Here is a 20,881-nt window from a genome sequence, read left to right as displayed (position 1 = left end):
TGAAATTAATAACCACTGTGTACGACTTATTGACACTGTCGCGCAAGCCCCTGGGACGATTAAGGTGGCGATATTGTCTTCGGAGCGCTTGCATGATTACTGCCTACCTTACTCACCCAGACTGCGCATTGCACCATATGGGGCCTGAGCACCCTGAAAGCCCCCAACGGCTTGAAGCGATTCGTGCTCGCCTGTCGCTAGCAGGCCTTCTTCAACAAACCATGCAGGCGGATGCCAAAGAGGCGTGTGACGAAGCGTTAGCAAGAGTACACCCAACAAGGCACCTTAATGCGTTAGAGAAGTGCCTGCCGAAAGAGGGCATCGTTACTCTCGATAGCGACACAATGATGAATCCTGATAGCCTAAAAGCAGCCAGAGTGGCCGCAGGCGCCGTCATTCGCGGAGTTGATCAAGTTTTTAAGCGCCAAGCTGACAACGTATTTTGTGCAGTACGCCCGCCAGGCCATCATGCGGAAGCGGCTGATGCGATGGGGTTTTGTTTTTATAACAACATTGCCGTCGGAGCAGCCCATGCAAAAGCAAAATATGGTGCTAGACGTATCGCAATACTCGATTTCGATGTGCACCAATGCAACGGCACTATTGATATCTTCAAAAATGACCCTGAAGTACTGGTGTGCACTAGCTTCCAGTATCCGTTTTACCCGTGGCGCTATTTACGCAGTGAATGGCAAAATGTGGTCAATACGCCGCTGGAAGTAGGTACTGATAGTAAAGAGTTTAGACGCATTATCGAACGGCAGTGGCTTCCCGCTCTCCATGCATTCAAACCAGATTTAGTCATGCTTTCTGCAGGTTTTGATGCTCATCGGGACGACCCGATGGGTGACATCTGTTTAGAAGATGAGGACTTTTATTGGATAACGCACTTAGCAATGGAGATTGCAGCCCTTTATGCAGAAAATCGAGTGGTTTCAGTACTTGAGGGGGGGTATAACCCGAAAACCCTCGCTAGCGGTGCAGAAGCCCACTTAAAAGCTTTGCTGGGCTTGCCCTTTACGGATGTGCCATGACGTATGCCACTCACTATTGAAAAATGTGATGCGACGTTGTTTGAAAACTGCATTGCTGGGAAACTGCGCGACCTTGAGAGTAGTCGTCTGTGATAATATGCGGTTTTATTGACGTTTACTCACGTGGCTTTTTATGACCGCTACTACTGAAGAGCATGCTGCGCTGCGCATAGCTTCTGGGCGAAAGCCCTTTGTCGAACCTTTACGCCTGGGTGAACGTTTAAAACAAATTCGCCTTGCTAACCAGTGGACACTGGAAGACGTTAGCCAGCGTACAGGCTTAGCACGGTCAACACTCTCCAAGATCGAAAATGACCAAGTATCGCCTACGTTCAGTGTGGTTCAAAAACTAATTACCGGCCTAAACATCGATCTACCCCAGCTATTTACGCCGCCGAAGCGTGAGCGCTATACCATGGGACGTAGAGATCTTACCCGTAAGGGCAAGGGCCAGGTACACCCTACCCCTACCTACGAGCATGAGCTGCTAGGGCATCAGCTTGCTCAAAAGCGCATGATTCCCTTCAAGACCATTGTTAGGGCACGCAGTTTTGATGAGTATCATCAGTGGGTTCGACACGACGGTGAAGAGTTTCTGATGATCTTAGAAGGCGATATTTTGTTATACACAGAGTTTTATGCGCCACTCATGCTCGCCGAAGGCGATAGTATTTATTTTGATAGTGACATGGGGCATGCCCTTGTTTCTACCAGCCCAGAAGATGCGGTCGTGCTTTCTGTTTGTACACGAGGCGACTTGGTCTAACGCAAATATCTCATATCGCTAAAATAGCGATAAAAATTGCTATAAACAGTTTGTGGGCTTAGGAAGGCCAGCGATGCGAGCAATACGCTTTGGTGGACTACCCGGAAACAGGGTCATTAAATAAATCGAATTCCCCTTCTCATCACCCAGCGCCTGTTTTGTGGCTTTTACTAAAGGTCGCATTGCGGGAGCCATTTCATATTGGGTATAAAAATCGCGCACCAGTTGAATAATTTCCCAGTGTTTTTCTGTGAGAGTTAACCCTTCATCCTCAGCGAGTAACTGAGCAACCTCATTGCTCCACTGATCCTGCTTAACGAGATATCCCTCAGGATCAAGTTGAACCTTTTGCGATGAATCAAGATAACGGTATAAACTTTGATTACTCATATTCAATACCAGGAAATGATCTTTTCATTTTGCTCGGTCAACCTAATAAAGCCATCCATCTCTATCAAAGGCAGCCCGTGGCTTGTGGCAACAGAGTGAATCCCTCTCGAAATGGCATCCTCAGCTAGCAAAAAAATCGACGCTGCATTGGTTGCCCAGCCTTGCCATTCAGGATAAAGCGCTGCCTGCACGCCGTCTTCTATCAGCACAACAGCATCGCCAATGCTGAGTGCGTTGAGCATTTGCACAGCAGCATCGCTGTGGGGAGGTTTATTCAAAATATGCAGCATAGTTATTGGCTACTCTGCTAAAAATTGAGCGCAAAATTAAAAATTAAGAACATAATTATAACGCTGGAATAGGTCTGGCACGTATGAAGCCGGGACTTGGGTAACTCCCTCAACCAGCTGATCAGTGGCTATATTGAAAGCTTGTAGAGTCTCTGTAGGGACTAATATGTTTTCTATATCGTACATTTCTAACATATTAATTGTCGGTAGAGTGGCTTTTTGGCCAGGCGCGCCAACCTGTTGCTCTTTGAGTAACGCGAATATCCCCTGCCCTAAAAACAGCAGATCAACAGCTTGCCCAAAGGCAGCAGACACTAGCGCAACATCCAGCCCTTCCCGCAACTCATTTGAGCTATAGGGCGCATGTCGTATAACGATAAGTCGCTCATTTGCATCAGCCATCTTAGTCCTACCTATCAACCCCGGTCGCCCTGTCTTTCAGTCTTGTTTTTCAGCTCTGTTCAATACTAAGCAAACGTAATCAAACGATCACAGCACTGCTGTAGCTCAAGCAGTTGCCCTAACCCCGTTAATTCAAAGGGTGCTTCAAGATTGAAGTTCGCTTGCCCATGTCGCTTTGCCTCTGCTTCACTCATCACGCCACGGCGTAACGCCGCCGCTATGCATACATCTAATGCCACCCCGTGCTGACGATATAGGTCAACCCAAGCATCCCGCATATTGAGCTCATCCTGTGGAGGAGACATTAAGTGGGAGGCATTATGAACGCCATCTTGATAGAAAAAAACGCCCTTGATGCGGTGTCCTTCATTTAGCACTGCTTGGGCAAATCGCAGCGCGGAATGAGGGGCTGCACTACTATACGGCGCCCCCATGACCAATAAGCCATACTCCATCGGATTATCTCGACACAGTCCGCCCCTAAAAAAACAGACCCTAGCAAGTAGGGCCTGTCGCGATAATACTGCGGGGATGATCAGTCGTTACTCATAATGCCTAGTATCGAGAGAAGACTGATAAACAGATTATAAATGGAAACATAAAGCGTGACAGTTGCGAGAATATAGTTGGTCTCTCCTGCCCGATGAACAATTTCACTGGTTTGGTAGAGAATCGCAGCTGATGCAAACAGCACAAAACCAGCAGAAACCATCAATGAAAGCGCAGGGATGTTGAAGATCAGCCCAGCTACCATTGCCAAAATCAATACAATGGCGCCAGCCATTAGGAAATTACCTAAAAAGCTGAAGTCTTTCTTGGTGGTTAATGCAACCGCAGAAAGGCCGATAAACGTCAAACCAGTCATTGCCAATGCATTCATTATCAACGCGCCACCGTTAGGCAACGTAAGATAGGCGGAAATGATTGGACCAAGCGTGAAGCCCATAAATCCAGTGAATGCGAAAGTAGCCAACAATCCAGCTGCTGAATTGGCCGTTTTATGAACCAGGAACATCAGGCCGTATGCACCAATAAAGAACACAAAAATGTTCATTTGTTGGATGCCCATTGCTACGGAGGCACCAGCGGTGACCGCGGAGAATAGCAATGTCATGGCCAATAGCGCATAAGTGTTACGCAGAACTTTGTTAGCGCTAACACTACTTACTTCGCTGCGCGTTTGCGCTCTCGCCGTGTTCGAATCGTTAAAAGCCATTTATCTATGCTCCCTAATAGTAATACTAACAACGGACAAGGATGCCGTTACCAAGTTCCAGACGCAAGTATTTGTCTTCCACGCAAACAACTGCTTTTAAAGGTACTCACTCCTCCAGCGTTGACTATGCTTAACATTCCACACCACTTTGGACATAGAAATGCGCTATAAAATTCCCCTGACCGTCGTCACATTTGGCGTTATTACCTTCGCCTCTCCCGCTTACAGCTTCACTGCTGGCGGTGAAGACATTCGTTACGAAGTCGATGGTGAAGCCTACGAAGGCTACTTTATATCTGCTGGTGACAATACAAAAGGCAGCGTGCTAATCATTCACGACTGGGATGGCATCGATGACTACGAACGTCAACGTGCTGATATGTTAGCGGCCGAGGGCTATGATGCGTTTGCCATTGACTTATTTGGCGCAGGCAACCGGCCTCAGGCAACAGAAGACAAACAAGCGGCAACACGCGCACTTTACGAAGATCGTGAACAAATGCGGCATTTGACTCTAGCGGGATTGGAACAGGCAAGGAAAGAGGGTGCAGCCCAACAAACCGTTATCATGGGCTATTGCTTTGGAGGTGCCGTGGCATTAGAAATTGCGCGCTCAGGAGATGCTGACGATATCGCAGCCTATACCAGCTTTCATGGTGGTTTAGACACGCCTGAAGGCCAGTCTTATGACAGTGATACACCGCCCATTTATATTGCTCATGGTGGTGCTGATACGTCGGTTAGCTTAGATGATGTAACAACGCTAGCAACAGCGTTAGAACAAGCTGGGATCACCTACGAGGTCGGCATCTATTCGGGTGCACCTCACGCATTTAGTGTATTTGGCAGTGACCGTTACCATGAGCGGGCAGACGAACGCTCGTGGGAAACCTTTAAACAGTGGCTGAATGAGATGTTGTAAAATATTTATAACGCAACGTTTTTTGTAATCATGTTATTTAGAACAGTGGTTATAAAACAGCGGCGACGGACAATGTGTTGCCCGTCGCCGCTGTTTTTATGCCGGTGAAACGTTATCGTCTTCTTCCTTATGGGGTAAATGCTGCGTTGTCCCTGCTTGGCGCACGTCCTGGGCGTTATAGAGACGTGCATCGATCACGTTCAACACCGCCAATTGCGCAAATAGCACTGCGAAACAAATAATCAGACCTTTTAACATGGCAGTGTTCCTTAGTGGGCTAACAACATCGTTGTTGGTAGCGAATAATAGTCCTCACTGGAAAGAAAGCAACGGGGCTGGGTAAATAATTTAACGACGCTATCAATCCACAAACTCTTCGGTATCAATATCGGCTTGTTGCGCGTCACTGTAACGAGCGCCAGCAACTTGGTCTGGCATTAGCATGCCATTTAACTTGGTCACTATTGTGGCCTCTAAAGTGACTGTTTCAGCATGCAAATTTTCGCGCATGTGCGTCACCGAGCAGGAACCAGGAATCGGAACAATATGATGGCCCTGGGCGTTTAGCCAAGCTAGCGCCAGCTGAGCGGGGGATATCTCAAGACGGCTAGCAATTGCCTTAACGTCATCCAACAAAGCTATATTATGGGGTAGATTGTCTTTACTAAAGCGAGGCATTCCGGCGCGCATATCCCCCATCGAAAACTGCGTACTTTCTTCCACTGACCCCGTCAAAAAACCACGACCAAGTGGACTGAACGCCACCAAGGCGGCACCAAGCTCCGCGCATACATCCTTCAGGGCAATGTCAGGATTACGTGTCCAGAGTGAGTATTCTGACTGTACTGCGGCAACAGGGTATTCCGCATTGCCTTTTCGAAGTGTTTCTGCCGATATCTCAGATAAACCAACTGCGCCAATTTTACCCTCTTCCACTAGTCGGCCCAGCGCCCCAACACTCTCTTCAATGGCAACACTGCGGTCTAGACGATGTAGGTAGTATATATCTAGATAATCCGTTTTCAGTCGTGACAAACTCTCTTCACACTGGCGACGCAACGTATCAGGGCGACCATCGATGATGCGTTTCCCTGTTTCAACATCCAATGCCATTCCACACTTGCTAGCGAGAAACAGTTGATGCCTTTTTGTTTGCAAAGCGAGCCCCAACAACCGCTCATTTGCTGTTCCACCATAGAGAGTCGCCGTATCAAAATGACGGTATCCCATCTCGAAGGCTCCTTCCAATACCCGAAGCGCTTTTTTTTCTGGCACGTGCTGTCCATAGCCATGGGATAGATTCATGCACCCCAACCCAATACGAGGAGACGAGACACCGTTTAAGCGGTCGAAGAACGCGGACATAGCAACCTCTGAGTGATTGACGTTAATTAGCATAGTAGTGCGTTAGCGTTATCCGACACACCCTGACTGAAAACCTGCGATTGCAGCCAGTCAGGCAATCGGTGCTCAAGATAATAACGCGGCCGCCACGGAGGCCCCTCTATAAAGCCCACATGGCCACCCGAGGCATGAAGCTCCAACGTGACATAACTTGGCAGGGTTTCAGCATTTGGAACGCTCTGAGGATAGATAAAAGGGTCATCTTGGGCATGCACAATGAGCGTTGGAATACGAAGGTGCTCCACAAAGAAAGCACTGCTGCAGCGTTGGTAATAGTCGTCGGCACTTTCAAAGCCATGCAATGGCGCAGTAACGCGGCCATCGAAGTCCCAAAATGTCTTCATACCTTGTAACGTTTCAAGCGCTGCTAAACGCGCCAGCTCTTCCCTTCGCCCTTGGCGTAAAAACGCCTGTTGTTTATGTTCAACATACTGGCGCAGGTCGCGCAGGAAACGAGCCTGATAAATTCTGGAAAAGCCTTTACTTATTCGGTCTGCACAGTGGTCTAGACGAAACGGTACCGATACCGCTACCGCCGCCTTCAACGGAGTATTGCTACCCTCTTCGCCCAAATACTTGAGCAACACATTGCCACCCAATGAGTAACCAATCGCAGCCAACAGTTTATTTGGATAGCGGAACGCAAGTTGATTAACCACATCCGCCAAGTCCTCACTCGTGCCAGAGTGATATCCCCTGGCGCGATGATTTGGCTCACCAGAGCAGCCGCGCCAATTAACAGCCACGCTCTGCCAGCCGCGCGCCGCTAACGCCTGCCGTTGCCCAAGGATATACAGTGAAGAAGAGCTGCCAGTTAGGCCATGAAGCAGCAGTACACAGTGCGCCGACTCACTCTCAGGCCCATACCAATCCACATCAATAAAATCGCCGTCTTGAAGTGTCATCCGCTCTCTTCGACGTTGTAATCGAGGCGATGTCCGCCATAGCGGACTATAGAGCGTTTGCAAATGTCCCCCATGCAACCAGCGTGAAGATCGAAATGGAGGCAGAGGTGAAGACGGAGGTGAAAGCATAGAAGAGAGACGCCAGCAAAAAACAGCTGGATAGCTTAGCAAAATTTATAAGCAGATTTTCTTGTGGCAGAAATGCCCCGTTGGGGCTGGCACCGGCCCGCCTAAAGCAGACGAGCCTTGTATGCGTCGTTCTCTGTGCGTTGCTTAGGTACTTTTTTAAGTGCTTCTTTCACCTATTTTATTCAATAAGCAGTGAAGACGCTTCTAAATAACGTTCACCGTTGCTTGTTACGCGCTCATGATCAAGTGTTTCCGATCCTAGATGTACCTCTTCTAACAAGACAGCCATTGTATCTACTTCTTCACCAACTTTTTGCAGTGCGTTTTCTAACGTGTAAGTGAGCATATGGATCTCGCCCATTTGAGCATCTGTGATCTCATCTTGTGAAAGCAATTCTGCAAGTTTCTGATTCCCTTCATTTAAATTTGTAAATGCTTGTTCCAGGCTATCGGAGGATTTTCCTTCAAAGTGATCAAGACGCTCACTGTCACTAGCAACCAAAGAGCCACTGCTAATTAGGCCCACAAGTAAAAGAGAAGCGGTTCGTTTCATCAAGAGTTCCTTTTAAACGTTAGCGAATTTATCAATCCTTCAGCATTCGCCAGATTGCGCTAGCAAACCTAGCGTCGATAAATTTACCACCAGCAAATCTAAAATAGAAGCAAAAGCTTATGGTAATGATAACAATTAACGATTAAGGAGATGCGACAATACGTCATGTGCCATTGGATACTTTCAACTTACGTCGCACAGTGGTTTCAACTACTATTAATAATTAAAGAAATATAACCATAGCCATTAAGAATATAGCTCCTGCGACAACTACTGATTTTCAATTTTTTCATGTCACACGATCTAGGGAGGTCGCCATGGAATTAGATCCTCTGTTGCTTTCAAGGCTGCAGTTCGCTTTTGTTGTATCGTTTCATGCCATTTTTCCGGTGTTTACTATCGGTCTGGCTTCCTACATCGCGCTACTGCATGGCCTCTTTTACAAAACGGAAAACCCCGCCTGGGATCGCTTGGCGCTTTTCTGGACAAAAGTGTTTGCCGTTGTGTTTGGCATGGGCGTCGTATCAGGCATTGTTATGTCGTTTCAGTTTGGTACTAACTGGAGTAACTTTGCCTACGCGACATCTAACTTCTTAGGACCTGTCCTCAGCTATGAGGTAGTGACGGCCTTTTTCCTTGAAGCTGCTTTTCTGGGCGTGCTGTTATTTGGCCGCAATAAAGTACCTGAAGGTGTGCATTTATTTGCTGCCATAATGGTTGCCGTAGGCACGTTCATATCTTCTTTCTGGATACTTTCTGCTAACAGCTGGATGCAAACCCCGGCAGGTTATGAACTAATCGATGGTCGGTTCCATATTACTTCCTGGATGGAAGCACTCTTTAACCCCTCCTTCTGGTATCGCTTCGTTCACATGGGCATGGCTTCTTTCCTAACCGGCGGATTCGTCGTCGCAGGCGTTAGCGCCTGGTTCTTATTACGTAAGCGCGATGTTGAAGCTAACAAAAAAGCGCTATCTATGTGCTTATGGCTACTACTGATTTTAGCGCCAGCGCAAGCGGTAGTCGGCGATTTTCACGGCCTGAACACCCTGGAACATCAGCCAACAAAAGTAGCCGCTATGGAGGGAAACTGGGAAACGCAAACCAATGTGCCGCTTCTGCTTTTTGCTATACCTGACAAAGAAGCCCAGACCAATCACTTTGAAATTGGCATTCCCAATCTTGCCAGCTTAATTCTGACGCACCATGTAGATGGCGAAGTACCTGGGCTTAACGCAGTACCGATAGAAGAGCAGCCTCCGGTCATCATTGTGTTTTGGGCCTTCCGCGTCATGGTAGGCATTGGCTTGCTGATGATTGCAGTTGCACTGACTGGATTATGTTTGCGTCGTAAAGGGCGTGTTTATGAAAACCCACTTTTCTTAAAAACGCTTACTGTCATGATTGCATCACCCTTCCTTGCGGTACTGGGTGGCTGGATTGTTACCGAATCAGGACGTGCACCTTGGTTAGTGTACGGCGTCATGACCCATGCGGAAGGGTTAACGCCTTCCCTTACCGGCGGTATGGCACTGTTTACCTTGATTGGCTATATCGCTGTTTACAGCGTGGTGTTTTTAACCGGCATTTATTATCTAACGCGTGTTGTGCGCAATGGTATGAAAGAAACACAGGCTGAAGTTGAAGGCGAAGTTGAACGCCCGAAACGCCCCTTATCAGCTGCACACACCCCATTTGATGATGATTTGGAAGGAGCCAACGCATGAGTATTGATCTTTCACTCATCTGGGCTGCCATTATTGGTTTTGGCGTTATTATGTATGTCTTGATGGATGGCTTTGATCTGGGGTTGGGTATTTTGTTTCCCTTTGCCCCTGATGAAGAGTCACGTGATGTGATGATGAACTCTGTTGCCCCCGTGTGGGATGGCAATGAGACTTGGCTGGTGCTGGGCGGAGCGGGCCTGCTTGGCGCCTTTCCTCTGGTTTATTCCGTTTTCTTGCCAGCTCTCTACATCGGTGTTTTCCTAATGCTGGCTGGCTTGATCTTTCGCGGCATCTCGTTCGAGTTTCGCTTCAAGTCTAAGAAAAATCGCCGCTGGTGGAACCGTGCATTTTGTTGGGGCTCGGCCATTGCCACGTTCGCTCAAGGCGCGGTGGTCGGCGCTTACATACAAGGGTTTGCCGTCGAAGACTTTCGCTATGTCGGTGGCGCGCTGGATTGGTTGACTCCCTTTACGATAATCACGGGCCTTGGGCTGATGGCTGGCTACGCACTGCTTGGTTCAACTTGGTTGATTTTAAAATCAGAAGGCCATGTGCAGCAGTGGGCCTATCGGATAACACCAAAATTACTTTTAGCGGTACTGGTGGTATTCGGCATTGTCAGCCTCTGGACACCCATCATAAGCCCTGAAGTAATGGAACGTTGGCTAAACAATATTCACATAATTGGTATCTTCCCGCTTCTCGCTTTGGGCTGCGCAGTCATTCTTTATCGTGCTGTAAAACGCCAGCAGGAAGGTTTACCGTTTGTCGCAACTCTGGGCTTATTTATCTTTACCTACCTAGGCCTAATTGCCAGTAAGTGGCCGGTTATCGTACCGCCCAACTATACAATTTGGGATGCCGCTTCTGCACCGGAATCGCAATTGTTTTTGCTGATCGGCATGCTATTTGTAATTCCTATCGTATTGGCTTACACCGCCTGGACGTACTGGGTATTCCGCGGCAAGGTAAAAGTGGGCGAAGGGTATCATTGAGGCTTCACCACTTAATCTGTTGACTGCTTGTCACAAAAAAAGGGTGCCATCTAGGCACCCCTCTTATATTGCTTTGGAGTTACTCAAGAAATTAATTATATAAACGCGCCACCCCTGGCGGTTAGCTCCTCTGGCTGCTAGCCTAAGGGGTAGTAAAGTAATCTTATATTTATGATATTTCTAAGCAATTTATCTGCAAAAAAAGAGTCACTTCTTTGATTACACTGCTAGTAAATATACAGAGTTTGCACGCATAAAAACTAGAATTAGTGCCTTGCCCTGGGCAAATAGAAACGACTCAAATAAGCAGGTATTGCAGATGCTCTCTCCCGCCCAGCACCAAAATCCTTCAGCCAATATCATTCGCTCGTTGCTGAAACATACTAACGAACTCTCTGTTTATTCAAAGGACATGCCCTACGCCTTAACCGCCGAGGTTATAGAGCTAAATCTGAGCACTGGGCACATGGTGCTGGGAGTCGAATACGCAGGATTAGATATCGCGCGTTATTTTGCTCATGGCAGCGTTAACTTTGACTTAGAGGCACTGAAAGGCGCCCACACCATGGAGCGCGAAACTTACAGCCTCAGCAATGTCACTGCCAAACTACAGAAGTCTGATAGTAATCATTACCGCCTGGAGTGCCAGCTACCAGAGTCCGTGTTTGTCCAAGAAAACAGAGGCGCGGTTCGCATTCCTTTTATCCTCGGTATGCTAGCCCGCGTAGGCCTAGAGGTTTACTCCAACAATCTTCATGTGCTGGGTCGATTACGTAACCTTTCAATCGGCGGGTGTATGGTCGATATCGATTTGGCAGATAGTGTAGCAATCGGTATCAACCAGAACATTCCTGGTGTAACACTCGAATTTCCTAATGGAGAGAGTTTTTTTGCCGAGGGCAGAATCTGCCATATGCGCCCTTTTGGCAATCATGGTTATGCGGCGGTAGGCGTTCAGTTCATCAACCTGTCGACGTCACAAGCCGAAACCCTATTTCAATTCGTTAATGAGTCCGAGAGAGAGGCTGCCTACCGTACCGGATCCAATGATAAGCTGACGTATCACTCTTCCCTTTTCATTCCTGGCCTCAAAGAGAAGAAAATTTTGCAGCGAGAAGCCCAAGAGCGTGAGAAGCAAGGACGCCAGCCGCCGATGGAACGCGGTGTGATGGATGTCGCCCATCAGCTCCAGGTAGCGCTGATGTATATGAAAAATCGCGACTTATTCCCGAGCGAGATTTTATACGATTGCGTTGATACGCTTCGTTATCTTGTCGAACAGGATCGCAAGGCATTTCTGTATGCGCTGGCATACCTGAGGGAAGAACCAGACTGGGTTAGGCATGCCGTTCAGGTCACAGGTCTGCTAGCCGACTTACTACTCTCCCGGGACCCGCACGACCCGCAAGTGCGTGAAGCGATGCTCGGTGCACTGCTACACACTGCCGGCAAACCCCTGTTAGTAAGCGAAGAATTGCCATCATTGAAGGTAAACATGAACCCGGCGCAGAAGTTAATTCTCAGTGGTCATGTAGAAGAACTACTTAACAAACTTCACATGCTAGGGTGGAAGCCAAGTCCCACCTGCCTCGATGTCATTGAAAATGCTAATGAACGACTAGACGGCTCTGGCTATCCCGCAGCGAAGCGCAGCCATCATTTATCGAAGTTAATTCGTTTAATTGCGGTCATTAAAGTGGTCAACAAGCTATTACACTCGCGTAATGGAGAACCAGCGCACTCCCCACTCGATGCGTACCGTATTGTCAGTAATGCAGACACGGCCTACGACAAGACAGTGTTAGTTGAGTACATCCAAGTGTACGGCCTTTACCCTATTGGGTGCCTGGCCAAATACTCGGGCAGCTTTCTGGCCTGGATTATGGATGTCGACGCCAAAGGCATGCCAAATCAGGTTCATATTGTTAAAAATCTGCGTTTTCCTGAGACCAACATCAGTAGCGTGATTTCCCACAGCGACATAGCCCAGATTGGCAAGCTCGAAGGCATCGTCACTCCCGTTGATTATGGGGTAAAGGTACTCAAAATTTAGCGGTATTGAGAAGCAGATAGTTTCCCTCAGCGAAGATTACTCGGTGAACGTCAATATCTGCTCCAACAGAGCACGTTTACGCGGCAGCAAGCTCACTTCTAACCCTAGCGGCCGGAATACGCGGTTCTTAACTTCTAGGGTGACATTATTTTTATCACCTTCCAGGTCCGACAAGGTTCGTCGACTAATGCCCACCAATGCGGCATAACGCGTCTGGTTTAGGCCCAGTACATCACGGCGTAACGCACGCAATAGCTCTCCATCGGTGATTTCCCCCGCATAGAACCGTTTCAACAGAGCCACTAAGGCTTCTTCGCGATCATCAGCATAGCGCTTCATAGCAACCCCCAGCGCTTGAGTCGAGTATTGATAGTGCGCAGGCCTACTGCAGGCATATCAAGGATTCGGGTTGGAACCCCACGAGCAGCCAAACGTTCATCGACACCCTCTAGCTTCAATGCGAGCGCACGGAGCTCCTCCACCACTCGCGCTGGATCGACAACATCTGCCAGGGTGTTGGCAATTCCTCGCCAATCGTACTCTCCGCCAACTTCCAGAGGCGCTCCCCATTGCGTTGTTCGTGTTACCCCCTCGGGGTCAGCCTTCATAGGCGCGAAGTCATACACGGGGGCAAGCCCAATGCCTTCGGGCCGCTTCAACAACGCTGTATTTCGACCATGATTATCAGAGTTGCCGAAAGCGATATTCAACAAATCACGCTTAATCCACTCCAAGGCAAATAGATCGCTATTGAATACGGCGCTTTGTTCTTGCACGCGATGCTGAGAGCCCAGCAAGCGAACCAATTGGCGAATTGTTTCGCCATGATGCAGGAAAGTGCCCGGCGCAGCGCCTACCAAGGAGTAAACCGACTCCAAACCATAGCGCACCCAAGTGCCTTCGAGGTACTGCATGTCGAATCGAGGCAGCCACAGCGACGGATAACGTTCCCCCTCCACCAAACGCATCCGTTCGGTATCTATCGTGGCAACCCCTAACGACGCAAGCTCCTGATAATAATGATATTCAGCGCGCAAGATATCGCAGTCGTCAGTTGAGCGCCTACCGCGTGGAAATTTCACCAGCATGGGTAGGTCAGGTCGGTGGTTTTCATCCTGCCAGGTATCAATCCAAACGTGGTCGTCGTCCGTCAATCTGAGCAGCAATTTTGGCGCCTCACCACCAGCGCCAGTGGCACCACCACTGGCTGCCCCCATCTGTTGGGCATACTCTAAAAAGTCCACCTGACGCTCTACAACGCTTTGCAGCGGAAAACGCCTCTCTTCTAAGGTTTTCTTTACGGAGAGATCAGGCACTGATTCTTTGATACGTAAGTTGCCGACCGGTGCGATAGTGCCACGTGCCAGTAATTCAGCATCCTGTTGCCCGACTGGCAAATCGTGAAGACCTAGGTAATCCACCCAAAAACGTCGGCTAGCCCCAGCTGGCATAATATCTTCTAAGAAACCGAACCAGTGTGGCGATTCATGGGTCAGCATTAACTCGATAGGCAACTGCATACTGCAAGCATGCAGATCATCGTGAAATAGCCACTCAACGGCATAGTCAGTCGCATAGCGCAGCCGAGACTGCCCACGAGTCCCCTGTTCAGGGTTAGGCAACGACAATTCAGCCGCATCATGCCACGCTTGTTCAAAATGAACCTGTATCGTTAATTTCACGAATCACCTATGCCGATAGCCACTAATCTTCATGTGACCAAGTCGCCCATAACAGAAAACATTTATGAGCAGTAAAGTACTCAAAAATTCTTCTGCCGATCATTTATGAGCAGTTTAGCGCACATAATTAACTCAGAGAAGAATTAATGAGCATTATAGTGCACACTTAATTTTCCTCACGAGCGCTACATGGGAACCCAATGTGAATATTACCCACTTAGAGCATGTGTTGGTCGCGCTGCTGATTCAAATGGCCCTGCTTCCTTTTGCAAACGCAAGAGTCACTGGTGCTATCGCAGTAGCCCTATTGCTTGGGCGTGAGATTGCACAACATGAATACAGGCTAGCCGTTCAACGTGGTTGGGAATGGGGGCAAACATTACCAGTGGGCATGTTTGAAGGGGTTTGGCATGGCTGGACGCTTGATTCAGTGTTAGACGTTATTTTCCCTGCCCTGGCATGCTCAGTGGCGGCCATTGCGATCAAGGTCATAAAGCTGAAACGATCAAATCGCGAAAGCAACGCGTCTAGGAACCACAAAGGGCCCTGAAGCATCAGGGCCTTTTTATCATGGGTACTGGGCACACCTAGTTAACTAGCACTTTACCTATTAGGCGAATCATGCAAAATTAATTAACCAACACCTTATATAAAAACGAAAAAAGGAAAGTACTATGCCCCGCAGCCACGTAGGAATAGCAACGGCACTTACATCACTGCTATTCGCCGTTCCGGCCTACTCCGATAACCCACTTCGTCTCGCTGTTGATGTTCCCTTTGAGCCTTTTGAGTATCGTTTGCCCGACGGCACCTTAACAGGCTTTGAAGTGGAGCTGGGTGAAGAAGTATGTCGACGCATCCAGCGTGAGTGCGAATGGGTAGAGCAAGGCTGGGACGGCATCATCCCCGGCTTATTAGCACGAAAATACGACGCCATCATGTCCTCAATGGCAATCACCGATGCACGCCGCGAACAAGTACTGTTCTCAGAACCCTACTACAGCAACCCTAGTGTATGGGTAACTCAGGAAGGCAACGAGGTCAATATTGAGGATCATGACGCCCTTGAGGGCCTATCGGTAGGCGTTCAGCGTGGGACCATCCGTGATGAGTACATTACCGATACCTATGGCGATCTCGTTGACGTACGCCGCTATGCAACGGGTGAAGATCTCGCAGTGGACATTAGAACAGGTCGCTTAGACGCAGCGTTTATGTATTACCCGCTAGCGTTGTCATCGCTTGAAGTTAACGCTGAAGGCAGTGGGATTGTTACCAGCTCGCCGCTAATACGCGAGCCCAAGCACTACTTCGGGCATGGCGTGGCGGCAGCCTTTCACCCTCGTAACGAAGCCCTGGCGGAGCAGTTCAATGAGGCACTGCGAGAGATCAAGCAAGACGGCACCTACGACGAGCTAATGAACAAATACGTCGACTACGATATCAAAATCTAAAACGGCATATCTCGCCAACTTATATCCCCAGGGGTAACACGCTACGATTCCTCCTGGGGTCGCTGGCTTAAGCAGAGATCAACCTGGATCTAATCCTGTGACAGAGCCTCATTAAGAATGGGCACCTGTACTCTACTTAGCCCAGCCAATCTCCACGTCTCAACGGGCTCACTGCCTTCTGGACCCTGGACTGCGCCCCAAGCTACTCGAATCGACGTCGTGTAAACAGCCCCGTCTCCCATCACAATATTCGCGTTAATTAAATACCGGCGCTTCTGCTCCTGCATGACGTCATCATCAAAATCCGACGCTACTTCAATCTCCGCAATACCCGCATCGTTACATGCTTCGTGGAAGACAGAAAATTTCTCTTCATAATAGGGATCCGGTTCAATTTTACGTTGATGCATCCCAAGGTGCCTTTCTATATCGCCATCGCAGATTGCTTGAACAACGACCTCAACCATCCCTGTTGCCGTCTCGCTATACACTTCATTCGACTCACTGGCCTCACTGGCCTCACTGGCCTCACTGGCCTCACTGGCCTCACTGGCCTCACTGGCCTCACTGGCCTCACTGGCCTCACTGGCCAGCGTAGAGGAAACTAGTAGCAGAGAAAGCGCCACAGCGGTCGAAATAGAGAATAAATTGGTTTTTTTAGACATGCTTACTTCCCTTTTTTAGCGCTACTCAACGTGAACGTGAGGTCGAAAACAACGCATCATAATCTCTCACAATCCTTAAGATGACAGTAGCTTAGGAAGCGAAACCTGTCACAAAAAATTACCCAACATCTCACCTAACAAAAAAAGCGCTTGAGAGCGCGTTTATAGAACGGTGTGTGAATAGGCTGCGGGGGATGGCGAGTGAGATCAGGGAAAATTTAGCACTGGCATGATGTAAAGAGCAGCTCTTTTGCGGGCACTACAAGCTGTCGATCTCCACCAAGACGACTTTCACTTGCAAGTTTTTGGAGTAGAAGCTTCAAGCAATCCACATCTAATATTGATCGTATCCTTATGATCAATATATGACTTGCCGGCGGCTATGCCAAGTGCAGCGCAAAATTTCACGCTTTGAAATAGGGGAGGCTATGCCAAATGCGCCGCGGGCTTACAGACTCCCAAACACAATCTGGACACAGTGAAAGACCGGTGCATTTTATAGAAGGCTTACTTGGCAGGAAGCGCAAAGCTTAGAAACGAAAAAAGCCCCTGACGAATCAGGGGCTTTTCGAGATAAGTGGCGGAGGGACAGTCCGTATATTAAATATCCAACAGCATCCAATGCCTTCCATCAAGCCACTGATTTGAAATAAAAAAACAGCCAAAACAGTCCAGCCCCATCCATTCTTATATTACGTAAAACAGAGACTAAGTATGGGCTGGAGTATGGGCTGGAATATGGTACGCTGAAAACCTACTACGGGGATAGCGGCTATGGGAAAACTGACGACTAAAGGCGTTCAAAAGCTGGTCAGGGAATCAAACCCTGGCATGACCAATGATGGGGATGGGCTGTACCTCAAAATTGGTAAAGGTGGCGGCGCAAGCTGGATTTACCGTTTTCGCTGGGATGGCAAGCTGAGAGATATGGGTCTTGGTAGCTATGCAGATACATCTCTATCTGAGGCAAGAGATGTAGCTTCTGAGCAACGTAAGCTCGTTAAGCAGGGTATCGACCCGTTAGCAGCTCGTGAGCAGAGAACTGAAAAAGAAATTGCGCCTGTAACGTTTACGCACTGCGCAGCACGCTATATCCAGTCGCACCGCCGCAGCTGGCGGAATGCTAAACATGCGCGTCAATGGGTAAGCACGCTTAAAACATACGTGCGCCCTGTGATAGGAAACCTCCCTGTAGAGGAAGTCACAACTCAGGACATATTGAAGATTTTAACGCCTATCTGGACGGTCAAAAACGAGACCGCTAAGCGTGTACAAGGACGTATTGAAAACGTATTAGACTTCGCAGCGGCACATGAATATCGCGACCCGGTTAACCCTGCCCGCTGGCGTGGCCATCTCGACAAACTCCTAGCTAAGCCTTCGAGGGTTCAAAAGGTGAATCACCACCCTGCTATGCCTTACGAGCAAGTAGCGGCGTTTATGAACTCAATTCAGCATTACAACAGCATGTCTTCTAAAGCGCTGCAGTTCCTCATATTGACCGCTACTCGCACGTCAGAAGTACTCAATGCTGAGTGGCATGAAATCGACATAGCAAAATCAACTTGGCAGATACCCGCCACACGTATGAAAGCGAATCGTGAGCACAGGGTGCCATTATCTAGTCAAGCAGTAGATCTGCTTCTTACTCTCCCGCGCATGAAAGGTAACAACCATATTTTTCCAGGCATGAAAACTGGCCGCCCACTTTCCAATATGTCTCTTTTACAGTTCATGCGGGGGCTGGGGTACGGACCAAACGGCGAGCAAGGTTACTTTGTACCCCACGGTTTCCGCTCAAGCTTTAGGGATTGGACAGGCGAGGTAACGAGCTACCCTAGGGATGTAGCTGAAATGGCGTTAGCACATGCCATTGAAAACAAAGTGGAAGCCGCCTATCGACGTGGAGATCTGTTTGAAAAGCGTAGAGCAATGATGCAGGAATGGGCGGATTACATCCTTTAAGGAACAACTGTCATATTTAGGCGCTGCTTGGCACAGCGCCTAAAATCCTTCAGAACGAGTAGAATTGTGTTTTACAGCCCATCGCGGGAGAGTCAACACTTGGCAGTGCTGCCGCAGAGCCACGACTTGGAAGCTCCACACGCTTACCATCATCTGTCACAGCAATAATACTTGTGGCTTTACGCATGCGTTCCCAAGCATAAAGGAACCCTTCAGCGTGCGCGCGTGAATTAGTGAAATGTGGAATGGATATTTCATAACCATCCAGTACAAGATTGAACTCACCCTGCCGGTCATTCCCGTAAGCGATACCGTCAATAGTCAGCGTCATGCTCACTGGGTTTTCATCATTACATGCAATGTACAACTCAGCAGAGCCGTCAGAACTTACCGCCATATACTCTGCCGTTCCTTGGCCCCAACCCCTTGCCCAGGTACCAGGCTCACCAAAGTAGGCATTGGCAGTAACAGGCATAGCCGCCAATCCAATCACGCACGAAACTGCCATAGCATTTGCTAATTTCATTGCAAATCCTTTTTTAGCTTTTGAATGCTGCAATGAAACTATCGGCCAGAATTAAATTTTATTTAGTCATATTTTTATTCTGAGCTGTTCTATAGCAGTCAGCCAAGCATCAAAGCGAGGGCAAGCTGCCCTCGCCTCCTGCAAACCATCTTCTAAAGTAACTGGACCATGGAATTTTTTATCATACTGAGGGGCAATCGCTTTAATACGCCGTGAGGGGCAGGTGTCATAACCATCGTTGACTTGTTCAGCCCCGCCACACTGATCTACTATCTGACGGATCTTATCGCCCAGGCCACTAACGCCAATGACACTTTCTGCACGGTCAGGAACTGCGAGCACCAGCGCTTCAAATTCATACTGCTGAACGTATGGCGTAAATCGATGCCGTTTATCGGCTGATATCAAATCGTTGATCGCTGCTTCTAACGCATCAACACTACCCTCTGGCCGTTTATGAAATCCATAGAAATCGTAGAATGTGGTCACATGGTCAAACATCGCAAGAAGCTTGCTAAGCTCTTTTTCAACCCGCTCAAGCGAAACACGCCCATGCATATCAATGGGATACGCAAACACATTGCTATGTGCCAATACCGGTGCCAATACCCGCGTCACAAACTCGCGTTCCGTTGCCCCTTCAACACTAATACCCAATCGAATCATGCTGGCGTACCTCCCAGCAGATTTTTCTCCCAAAGGTCTCCTAAGCGATAGTCATCCAACCATGCTTCTAGCGCACCCGCATCTAAACGCTTAAAGGTTGAGCGATTTTCGTGATGTTCAACGACGACCACATCGTCAGCGCCAAACTCATTAGCCAGCGATACTGACTGCGTAGAGATAATAATTTGAGTTGATTGGCTAACCAGCCTAAGCATGGAACCCAATAGCTGTATGGCATACGGGTGCAAACCTAGCTCAGGTTCATCTAACAATATCAGGGAAGGTAGGCTGGGCTGTAGCAGTAAGGTAGCCATGCAAATAAAGCGCAGCGTACCGTCTGAAAGTGCATGCGCATCAAAATAGGCGTCGCTGCCTTTATGTTTCCAACGCAGCCGAATTTTACTGTCGTTATGCCGTTCAGGTGCCAGTATGAAATCGTGAAAAAACGGCGCGACCCGCTGGATCGTGGACACGATTCGCTTATAGATGTCTGGGTTATGGGTCTGAATGTCATAAAGGAAGGCCGCTAAGTTTTCACCCTGTTCGCGTAAGCGATCATTATCTAACAGCTCTCCCGCCTGCTTCATAGGCGCACTGCTGCTGGTATCATGAAAGTGATATACCTTCCAGTCGGAAATGTGCTTAGCCACATTACCTGCAATAGTCATACCCTGCGGTGCTGGCAAGGCTGATTCGTCAGCACCAGGCTTAGCAAGCGCTTTTTTTTTGTCGCCACCTGAAAAGCCTATGGCGTCAGCAAAAAACTCGCAAAACTCTTCTTTAAAGACTAGCCGCCCATCTTGCGATGGAATCAAGGTTGCCCCATAGCTGTTTGGATCAAAGCGCAAGTACGTTGAAAGCGTAGGAGTCTGTTTTCGGCCAAAATGAAGCAGCGCATCCGCTCCGCCCTGTTCCGCTACATATAGCTGCAAATCTTTTTGAAGCAGCTTATTCATGAAGCGAAAAAAATTGATGAAGTTCGACTTCCCCGCACCATTAGGGCCAATGAGCACGTTCAGTGGCTTGAGCTCTAGCGAGGTAGACTCGATAGAGCGAAAACCATTAATTTCTAGGTGCGTGAGGTAGCCAACTTTAGCCATTCACTGTGTCCTCCAACCCATGTGATGTAAATCATCC

General features: G+C 48.5%; 24 protein-coding genes. 9 read left to right on the top strand and 15 right to left on the bottom strand.

Annotated elements, in window-relative coordinates; all coding sequences use genetic code 11:
• Positions 1-92 precede the first annotated feature (92 nt).
• A complete protein-coding gene (locus tag B6A39_RS08970) occupies positions 93-1,034 on the top strand; it encodes a histone deacetylase family protein (RefSeq protein WP_083004238.1) in 942 nt (313 codons plus the stop codon).
• Between the two features lie 133 nt (positions 1,035-1,167).
• Complete coding sequence (locus tag B6A39_RS08965; protein ID WP_083004235.1) at positions 1,168-1,800, top strand: helix-turn-helix domain-containing protein; 633 nt, start codon at positions 1,168-1,170, stop codon at positions 1,798-1,800.
• Positions 1,801-1,839: 39 nt separating this feature from the next.
• Here the strand turns inward: B6A39_RS08965 and B6A39_RS08960 are convergent, their stop codons facing one another.
• From B6A39_RS08960 to B6A39_RS08940, 5 genes are all read right to left on the bottom strand, one after another.
• Positions 1,840-2,190: a TusE/DsrC/DsvC family sulfur relay protein gene (locus tag B6A39_RS08960; RefSeq protein ID WP_083004231.1), complete on the bottom strand. Its 351-nt coding sequence runs from the start codon at positions 2,188-2,190 to the stop codon at positions 1,840-1,842.
• A gap of 2 nt (positions 2,191-2,192) precedes the next feature.
• Positions 2,193-2,480, bottom strand: a complete 288-nt coding sequence (gene tusB, locus B6A39_RS08955; protein WP_083004228.1) for a sulfurtransferase complex subunit TusB — start codon at positions 2,478-2,480, stop codon at positions 2,193-2,195.
• A 36-nt stretch (positions 2,481-2,516) separates the two neighbouring features.
• Positions 2,517-2,882: a DsrE family protein gene (locus B6A39_RS08950; RefSeq protein WP_083004224.1), complete on the bottom strand. Its 366-nt coding sequence runs from the start codon at positions 2,880-2,882 to the stop codon at positions 2,517-2,519.
• A 65-nt stretch (positions 2,883-2,947) separates the two neighbouring features.
• Positions 2,948-3,337: a sulfurtransferase complex subunit TusD gene (gene tusD, locus B6A39_RS08945; protein WP_083004221.1), complete on the bottom strand. Its 390-nt coding sequence runs from the start codon at positions 3,335-3,337 to the stop codon at positions 2,948-2,950.
• An 80-nt stretch (positions 3,338-3,417) separates the two neighbouring features.
• The gene (locus B6A39_RS08940) at positions 3,418-4,098 is read right to left on the bottom strand and encodes a Bax inhibitor-1/YccA family protein (protein WP_009724389.1); all 681 of its coding nucleotides are present in this window, start codon (positions 4,096-4,098) and stop codon (positions 3,418-3,420) included.
• A 160-nt stretch (positions 4,099-4,258) separates the two neighbouring features.
• Here B6A39_RS08940 and B6A39_RS08935 point away from each other — a divergent pair, with 160 nt between their 5' ends.
• A complete protein-coding gene (locus B6A39_RS08935; protein WP_083004218.1) occupies positions 4,259-5,020 on the top strand; it encodes a dienelactone hydrolase family protein in 762 nt (253 codons plus the stop codon).
• Positions 5,021-5,116: 96 nt separating this feature from the next.
• On the opposite strand, the gene B6A39_RS18980 is transcribed toward B6A39_RS08935, so the two are convergent.
• From B6A39_RS18980 to B6A39_RS08920, 4 genes are all read right to left on the bottom strand, one after another.
• Positions 5,117-5,278, bottom strand: coding sequence for a hypothetical protein (locus B6A39_RS18980; protein WP_198036769.1), 162 nt, complete (start codon positions 5,276-5,278; stop codon positions 5,117-5,119).
• A 102-nt stretch (positions 5,279-5,380) separates the two neighbouring features.
• Positions 5,381-6,385, bottom strand: a complete 1,005-nt coding sequence (locus tag B6A39_RS08930) for an aldo/keto reductase (protein WP_083007881.1) — start codon at positions 6,383-6,385, stop codon at positions 5,381-5,383.
• Positions 6,386-6,411: 26 nt separating this feature from the next.
• The gene (locus B6A39_RS08925; RefSeq protein WP_083004214.1) at positions 6,412-7,458 is read right to left on the bottom strand and encodes a hydrolase; all 1,047 of its coding nucleotides are present in this window, start codon (positions 7,456-7,458) and stop codon (positions 6,412-6,414) included.
• Between the two features lie 178 nt (positions 7,459-7,636).
• Positions 7,637-8,011 carry a DUF6746 family protein gene (locus B6A39_RS08920; protein WP_083004211.1) on the bottom strand — a complete coding sequence of 125 codons (375 nt, stop codon included), beginning with the start codon at positions 8,009-8,011 and terminating at the stop codon, positions 7,637-7,639.
• Between the two features lie 317 nt (positions 8,012-8,328).
• Between B6A39_RS08920 and B6A39_RS08915 the strand changes: the two genes are divergently transcribed.
• The 3 genes from B6A39_RS08915 (at position 8,329) to B6A39_RS08905 (ending at position 12,786) form a co-directional block, all read left to right on the top strand.
• A complete protein-coding gene (locus B6A39_RS08915; RefSeq protein WP_083004207.1) occupies positions 8,329-9,738 on the top strand; it encodes a cytochrome ubiquinol oxidase subunit I in 1,410 nt (469 codons plus the stop codon).
• Positions 9,735-10,733, top strand: coding sequence for a cytochrome d ubiquinol oxidase subunit II (cydB, locus tag B6A39_RS08910; RefSeq protein WP_083004202.1), 999 nt, complete (start codon positions 9,735-9,737; stop codon positions 10,731-10,733). The genes B6A39_RS08915 and cydB overlap by 4 nt, the downstream gene beginning before the upstream one ends.
• A 319-nt stretch (positions 10,734-11,052) precedes the next feature.
• A complete protein-coding gene (locus tag B6A39_RS08905) occupies positions 11,053-12,786 on the top strand; it encodes a PilZ domain-containing protein (protein ID WP_083004199.1) in 1,734 nt (577 codons plus the stop codon).
• Between the two features lie 36 nt (positions 12,787-12,822).
• Here B6A39_RS08905 and B6A39_RS08900 read toward each other — a convergent pair whose 3' ends face one another.
• Both B6A39_RS08900 and B6A39_RS08895 read right to left on the bottom strand, forming a co-directional pair.
• Positions 12,823-13,125 carry a helix-turn-helix domain-containing protein gene (locus tag B6A39_RS08900; RefSeq protein WP_083004195.1) on the bottom strand — a complete coding sequence of 101 codons (303 nt, stop codon included), beginning with the start codon at positions 13,123-13,125 and terminating at the stop codon, positions 12,823-12,825.
• Positions 13,122-14,468: a type II toxin-antitoxin system HipA family toxin gene (locus tag B6A39_RS08895; protein ID WP_083004192.1), complete on the bottom strand. Its 1,347-nt coding sequence runs from the start codon at positions 14,466-14,468 to the stop codon at positions 13,122-13,124. The genes B6A39_RS08900 and B6A39_RS08895 overlap by 4 nt, the downstream gene beginning before the upstream one ends.
• Before the next feature lie 202 nt (positions 14,469-14,670).
• On the opposite strand from B6A39_RS08895, the gene B6A39_RS08890 reads away from it, so the two are divergent.
• A complete protein-coding gene (locus tag B6A39_RS08890) occupies positions 14,671-15,018 on the top strand; it encodes a hypothetical protein (RefSeq protein ID WP_083004188.1) in 348 nt (115 codons plus the stop codon).
• Positions 15,019-15,142: 124 nt separating this feature from the next.
• Positions 15,143-15,922 carry a transporter substrate-binding domain-containing protein gene (locus B6A39_RS08885; RefSeq protein ID WP_083004184.1) on the top strand — a complete coding sequence of 260 codons (780 nt, stop codon included), beginning with the start codon at positions 15,143-15,145 and terminating at the stop codon, positions 15,920-15,922.
• 89 nt (positions 15,923-16,011) lie between these two features.
• On the opposite strand, the gene B6A39_RS18905 is transcribed toward B6A39_RS08885, so the two are convergent.
• Complete coding sequence (locus B6A39_RS18905) at positions 16,012-16,587, bottom strand: hypothetical protein (RefSeq protein ID WP_156886213.1); 576 nt, start codon at positions 16,585-16,587, stop codon at positions 16,012-16,014.
• Positions 16,588-17,361: 774 nt separating this feature from the next.
• On the opposite strand from B6A39_RS18905, the gene B6A39_RS08870 reads away from it, so the two are divergent.
• Positions 17,362-18,552 (top strand): tyrosine-type recombinase/integrase, encoded by a 1,191-nt coding sequence (locus B6A39_RS08870; protein ID WP_083004172.1) that lies wholly within the window; start codon positions 17,362-17,364, stop codon positions 18,550-18,552.
• 49 nt (positions 18,553-18,601) lie between these two features.
• On the opposite strand, the gene B6A39_RS08865 is transcribed toward B6A39_RS08870, so the two are convergent.
• From B6A39_RS08865 to B6A39_RS08855, 3 genes are all read right to left on the bottom strand, one after another.
• Complete coding sequence (locus B6A39_RS08865; protein WP_083004168.1) at positions 18,602-19,078, bottom strand: hypothetical protein; 477 nt, start codon at positions 19,076-19,078, stop codon at positions 18,602-18,604.
• Positions 19,079-19,144: 66 nt separating this feature from the next.
• Positions 19,145-19,744, bottom strand: a complete 600-nt coding sequence (locus tag B6A39_RS08860; protein ID WP_083004165.1) for a DUF4276 family protein — start codon at positions 19,742-19,744, stop codon at positions 19,145-19,147.
• A complete protein-coding gene (locus B6A39_RS08855) occupies positions 19,741-20,844 on the bottom strand; it encodes an AAA family ATPase (protein ID WP_078087603.1) in 1,104 nt (367 codons plus the stop codon). Before B6A39_RS08855 ends, B6A39_RS08860 begins: the two co-directional genes overlap by 4 nt.
• Positions 20,845-20,881 lie beyond the last annotated feature (37 nt).

The sequence above is a fragment of the Halomonas sp. GT genome (assembly GCF_002082565.1).
GTDB lineage: Bacteria > Pseudomonadota > Gammaproteobacteria > Pseudomonadales > Halomonadaceae > Vreelandella.
Note: the sequence above shows the minus strand (reverse complement) of the source record. Positions and strands in the feature narration are given on the sequence as shown.

What these genes read in the sequence shown, in the direction of transcription:
- B6A39_RS08970 (WP_083004238.1), top strand. Translation starts at nt 93, where the DNA reads ATGATTACTGCCTACCTTACTCACCCAGACTGCGCATTGCACCATATG.
- B6A39_RS08965 (WP_083004235.1), top strand. Translation starts at nt 1,168, where the DNA reads ATGACCGCTACTACTGAAGAGCATGCTGCGCTGCGCATAGCTTCTGGG.
- B6A39_RS08960 (WP_083004231.1), bottom strand. Translation starts at nt 2,190, where the DNA reads ATGAGTAATCAAAGTTTATACCGTTATCTTGATTCATCGCAAAAGGTT.
- tusB (WP_083004228.1), bottom strand. Translation starts at nt 2,480, where the DNA reads ATGCTGCATATTTTGAATAAACCTCCCCACAGCGATGCTGCTGTGCAA.
- B6A39_RS08950 (WP_083004224.1), bottom strand. Translation starts at nt 2,882, where the DNA reads ATGGCTGATGCAAATGAGCGACTTATCGTTATACGACATGCGCCCTAT.
- tusD (WP_083004221.1), bottom strand. Translation starts at nt 3,337, where the DNA reads ATGGAGTATGGCTTATTGGTCATGGGGGCGCCGTATAGTAGTGCAGCC.
- B6A39_RS08940 (WP_009724389.1), bottom strand. Translation starts at nt 4,098, where the DNA reads ATGGCTTTTAACGATTCGAACACGGCGAGAGCGCAAACGCGCAGCGAA.
- B6A39_RS08935 (WP_083004218.1), top strand. Translation starts at nt 4,259, where the DNA reads ATGCGCTATAAAATTCCCCTGACCGTCGTCACATTTGGCGTTATTACC.
- B6A39_RS18980 (WP_198036769.1), bottom strand. Translation starts at nt 5,278, where the DNA reads ATGTTAAAAGGTCTGATTATTTGTTTCGCAGTGCTATTTGCGCAATTG.
- B6A39_RS08930 (WP_083007881.1), bottom strand. Translation starts at nt 6,385, where the DNA reads ATGTCCGCGTTCTTCGACCGCTTAAACGGTGTCTCGTCTCCTCGTATT.
- B6A39_RS08925 (WP_083004214.1), bottom strand. Translation starts at nt 7,458, where the DNA reads ATGCTTTCACCTCCGTCTTCACCTCTGCCTCCATTTCGATCTTCACGC.
- B6A39_RS08920 (WP_083004211.1), bottom strand. Translation starts at nt 8,011, where the DNA reads ATGAAACGAACCGCTTCTCTTTTACTTGTGGGCCTAATTAGCAGTGGC.
- B6A39_RS08915 (WP_083004207.1), top strand. Translation starts at nt 8,329, where the DNA reads ATGGAATTAGATCCTCTGTTGCTTTCAAGGCTGCAGTTCGCTTTTGTT.
- cydB (WP_083004202.1), top strand. Translation starts at nt 9,735, where the DNA reads ATGAGTATTGATCTTTCACTCATCTGGGCTGCCATTATTGGTTTTGGC.
- B6A39_RS08905 (WP_083004199.1), top strand. Translation starts at nt 11,053, where the DNA reads ATGCTCTCTCCCGCCCAGCACCAAAATCCTTCAGCCAATATCATTCGC.
- B6A39_RS08900 (WP_083004195.1), bottom strand. Translation starts at nt 13,125, where the DNA reads ATGAAGCGCTATGCTGATGATCGCGAAGAAGCCTTAGTGGCTCTGTTG.
- B6A39_RS08885 (WP_083004184.1), top strand. Translation starts at nt 15,143, where the DNA reads ATGCCCCGCAGCCACGTAGGAATAGCAACGGCACTTACATCACTGCTA.
- B6A39_RS18905 (WP_156886213.1), bottom strand. Translation starts at nt 16,587, where the DNA reads ATGTCTAAAAAAACCAATTTATTCTCTATTTCGACCGCTGTGGCGCTT.
- B6A39_RS08870 (WP_083004172.1), top strand. Translation starts at nt 17,362, where the DNA reads ATGGGAAAACTGACGACTAAAGGCGTTCAAAAGCTGGTCAGGGAATCA.
- B6A39_RS08865 (WP_083004168.1), bottom strand. Translation starts at nt 19,078, where the DNA reads ATGAAATTAGCAAATGCTATGGCAGTTTCGTGCGTGATTGGATTGGCG.
- B6A39_RS08860 (WP_083004165.1), bottom strand. Translation starts at nt 19,744, where the DNA reads ATGATTCGATTGGGTATTAGTGTTGAAGGGGCAACGGAACGCGAGTTT.
- B6A39_RS08855 (WP_078087603.1), bottom strand. Translation starts at nt 20,844, where the DNA reads ATGGCTAAAGTTGGCTACCTCACGCACCTAGAAATTAATGGTTTTCGC.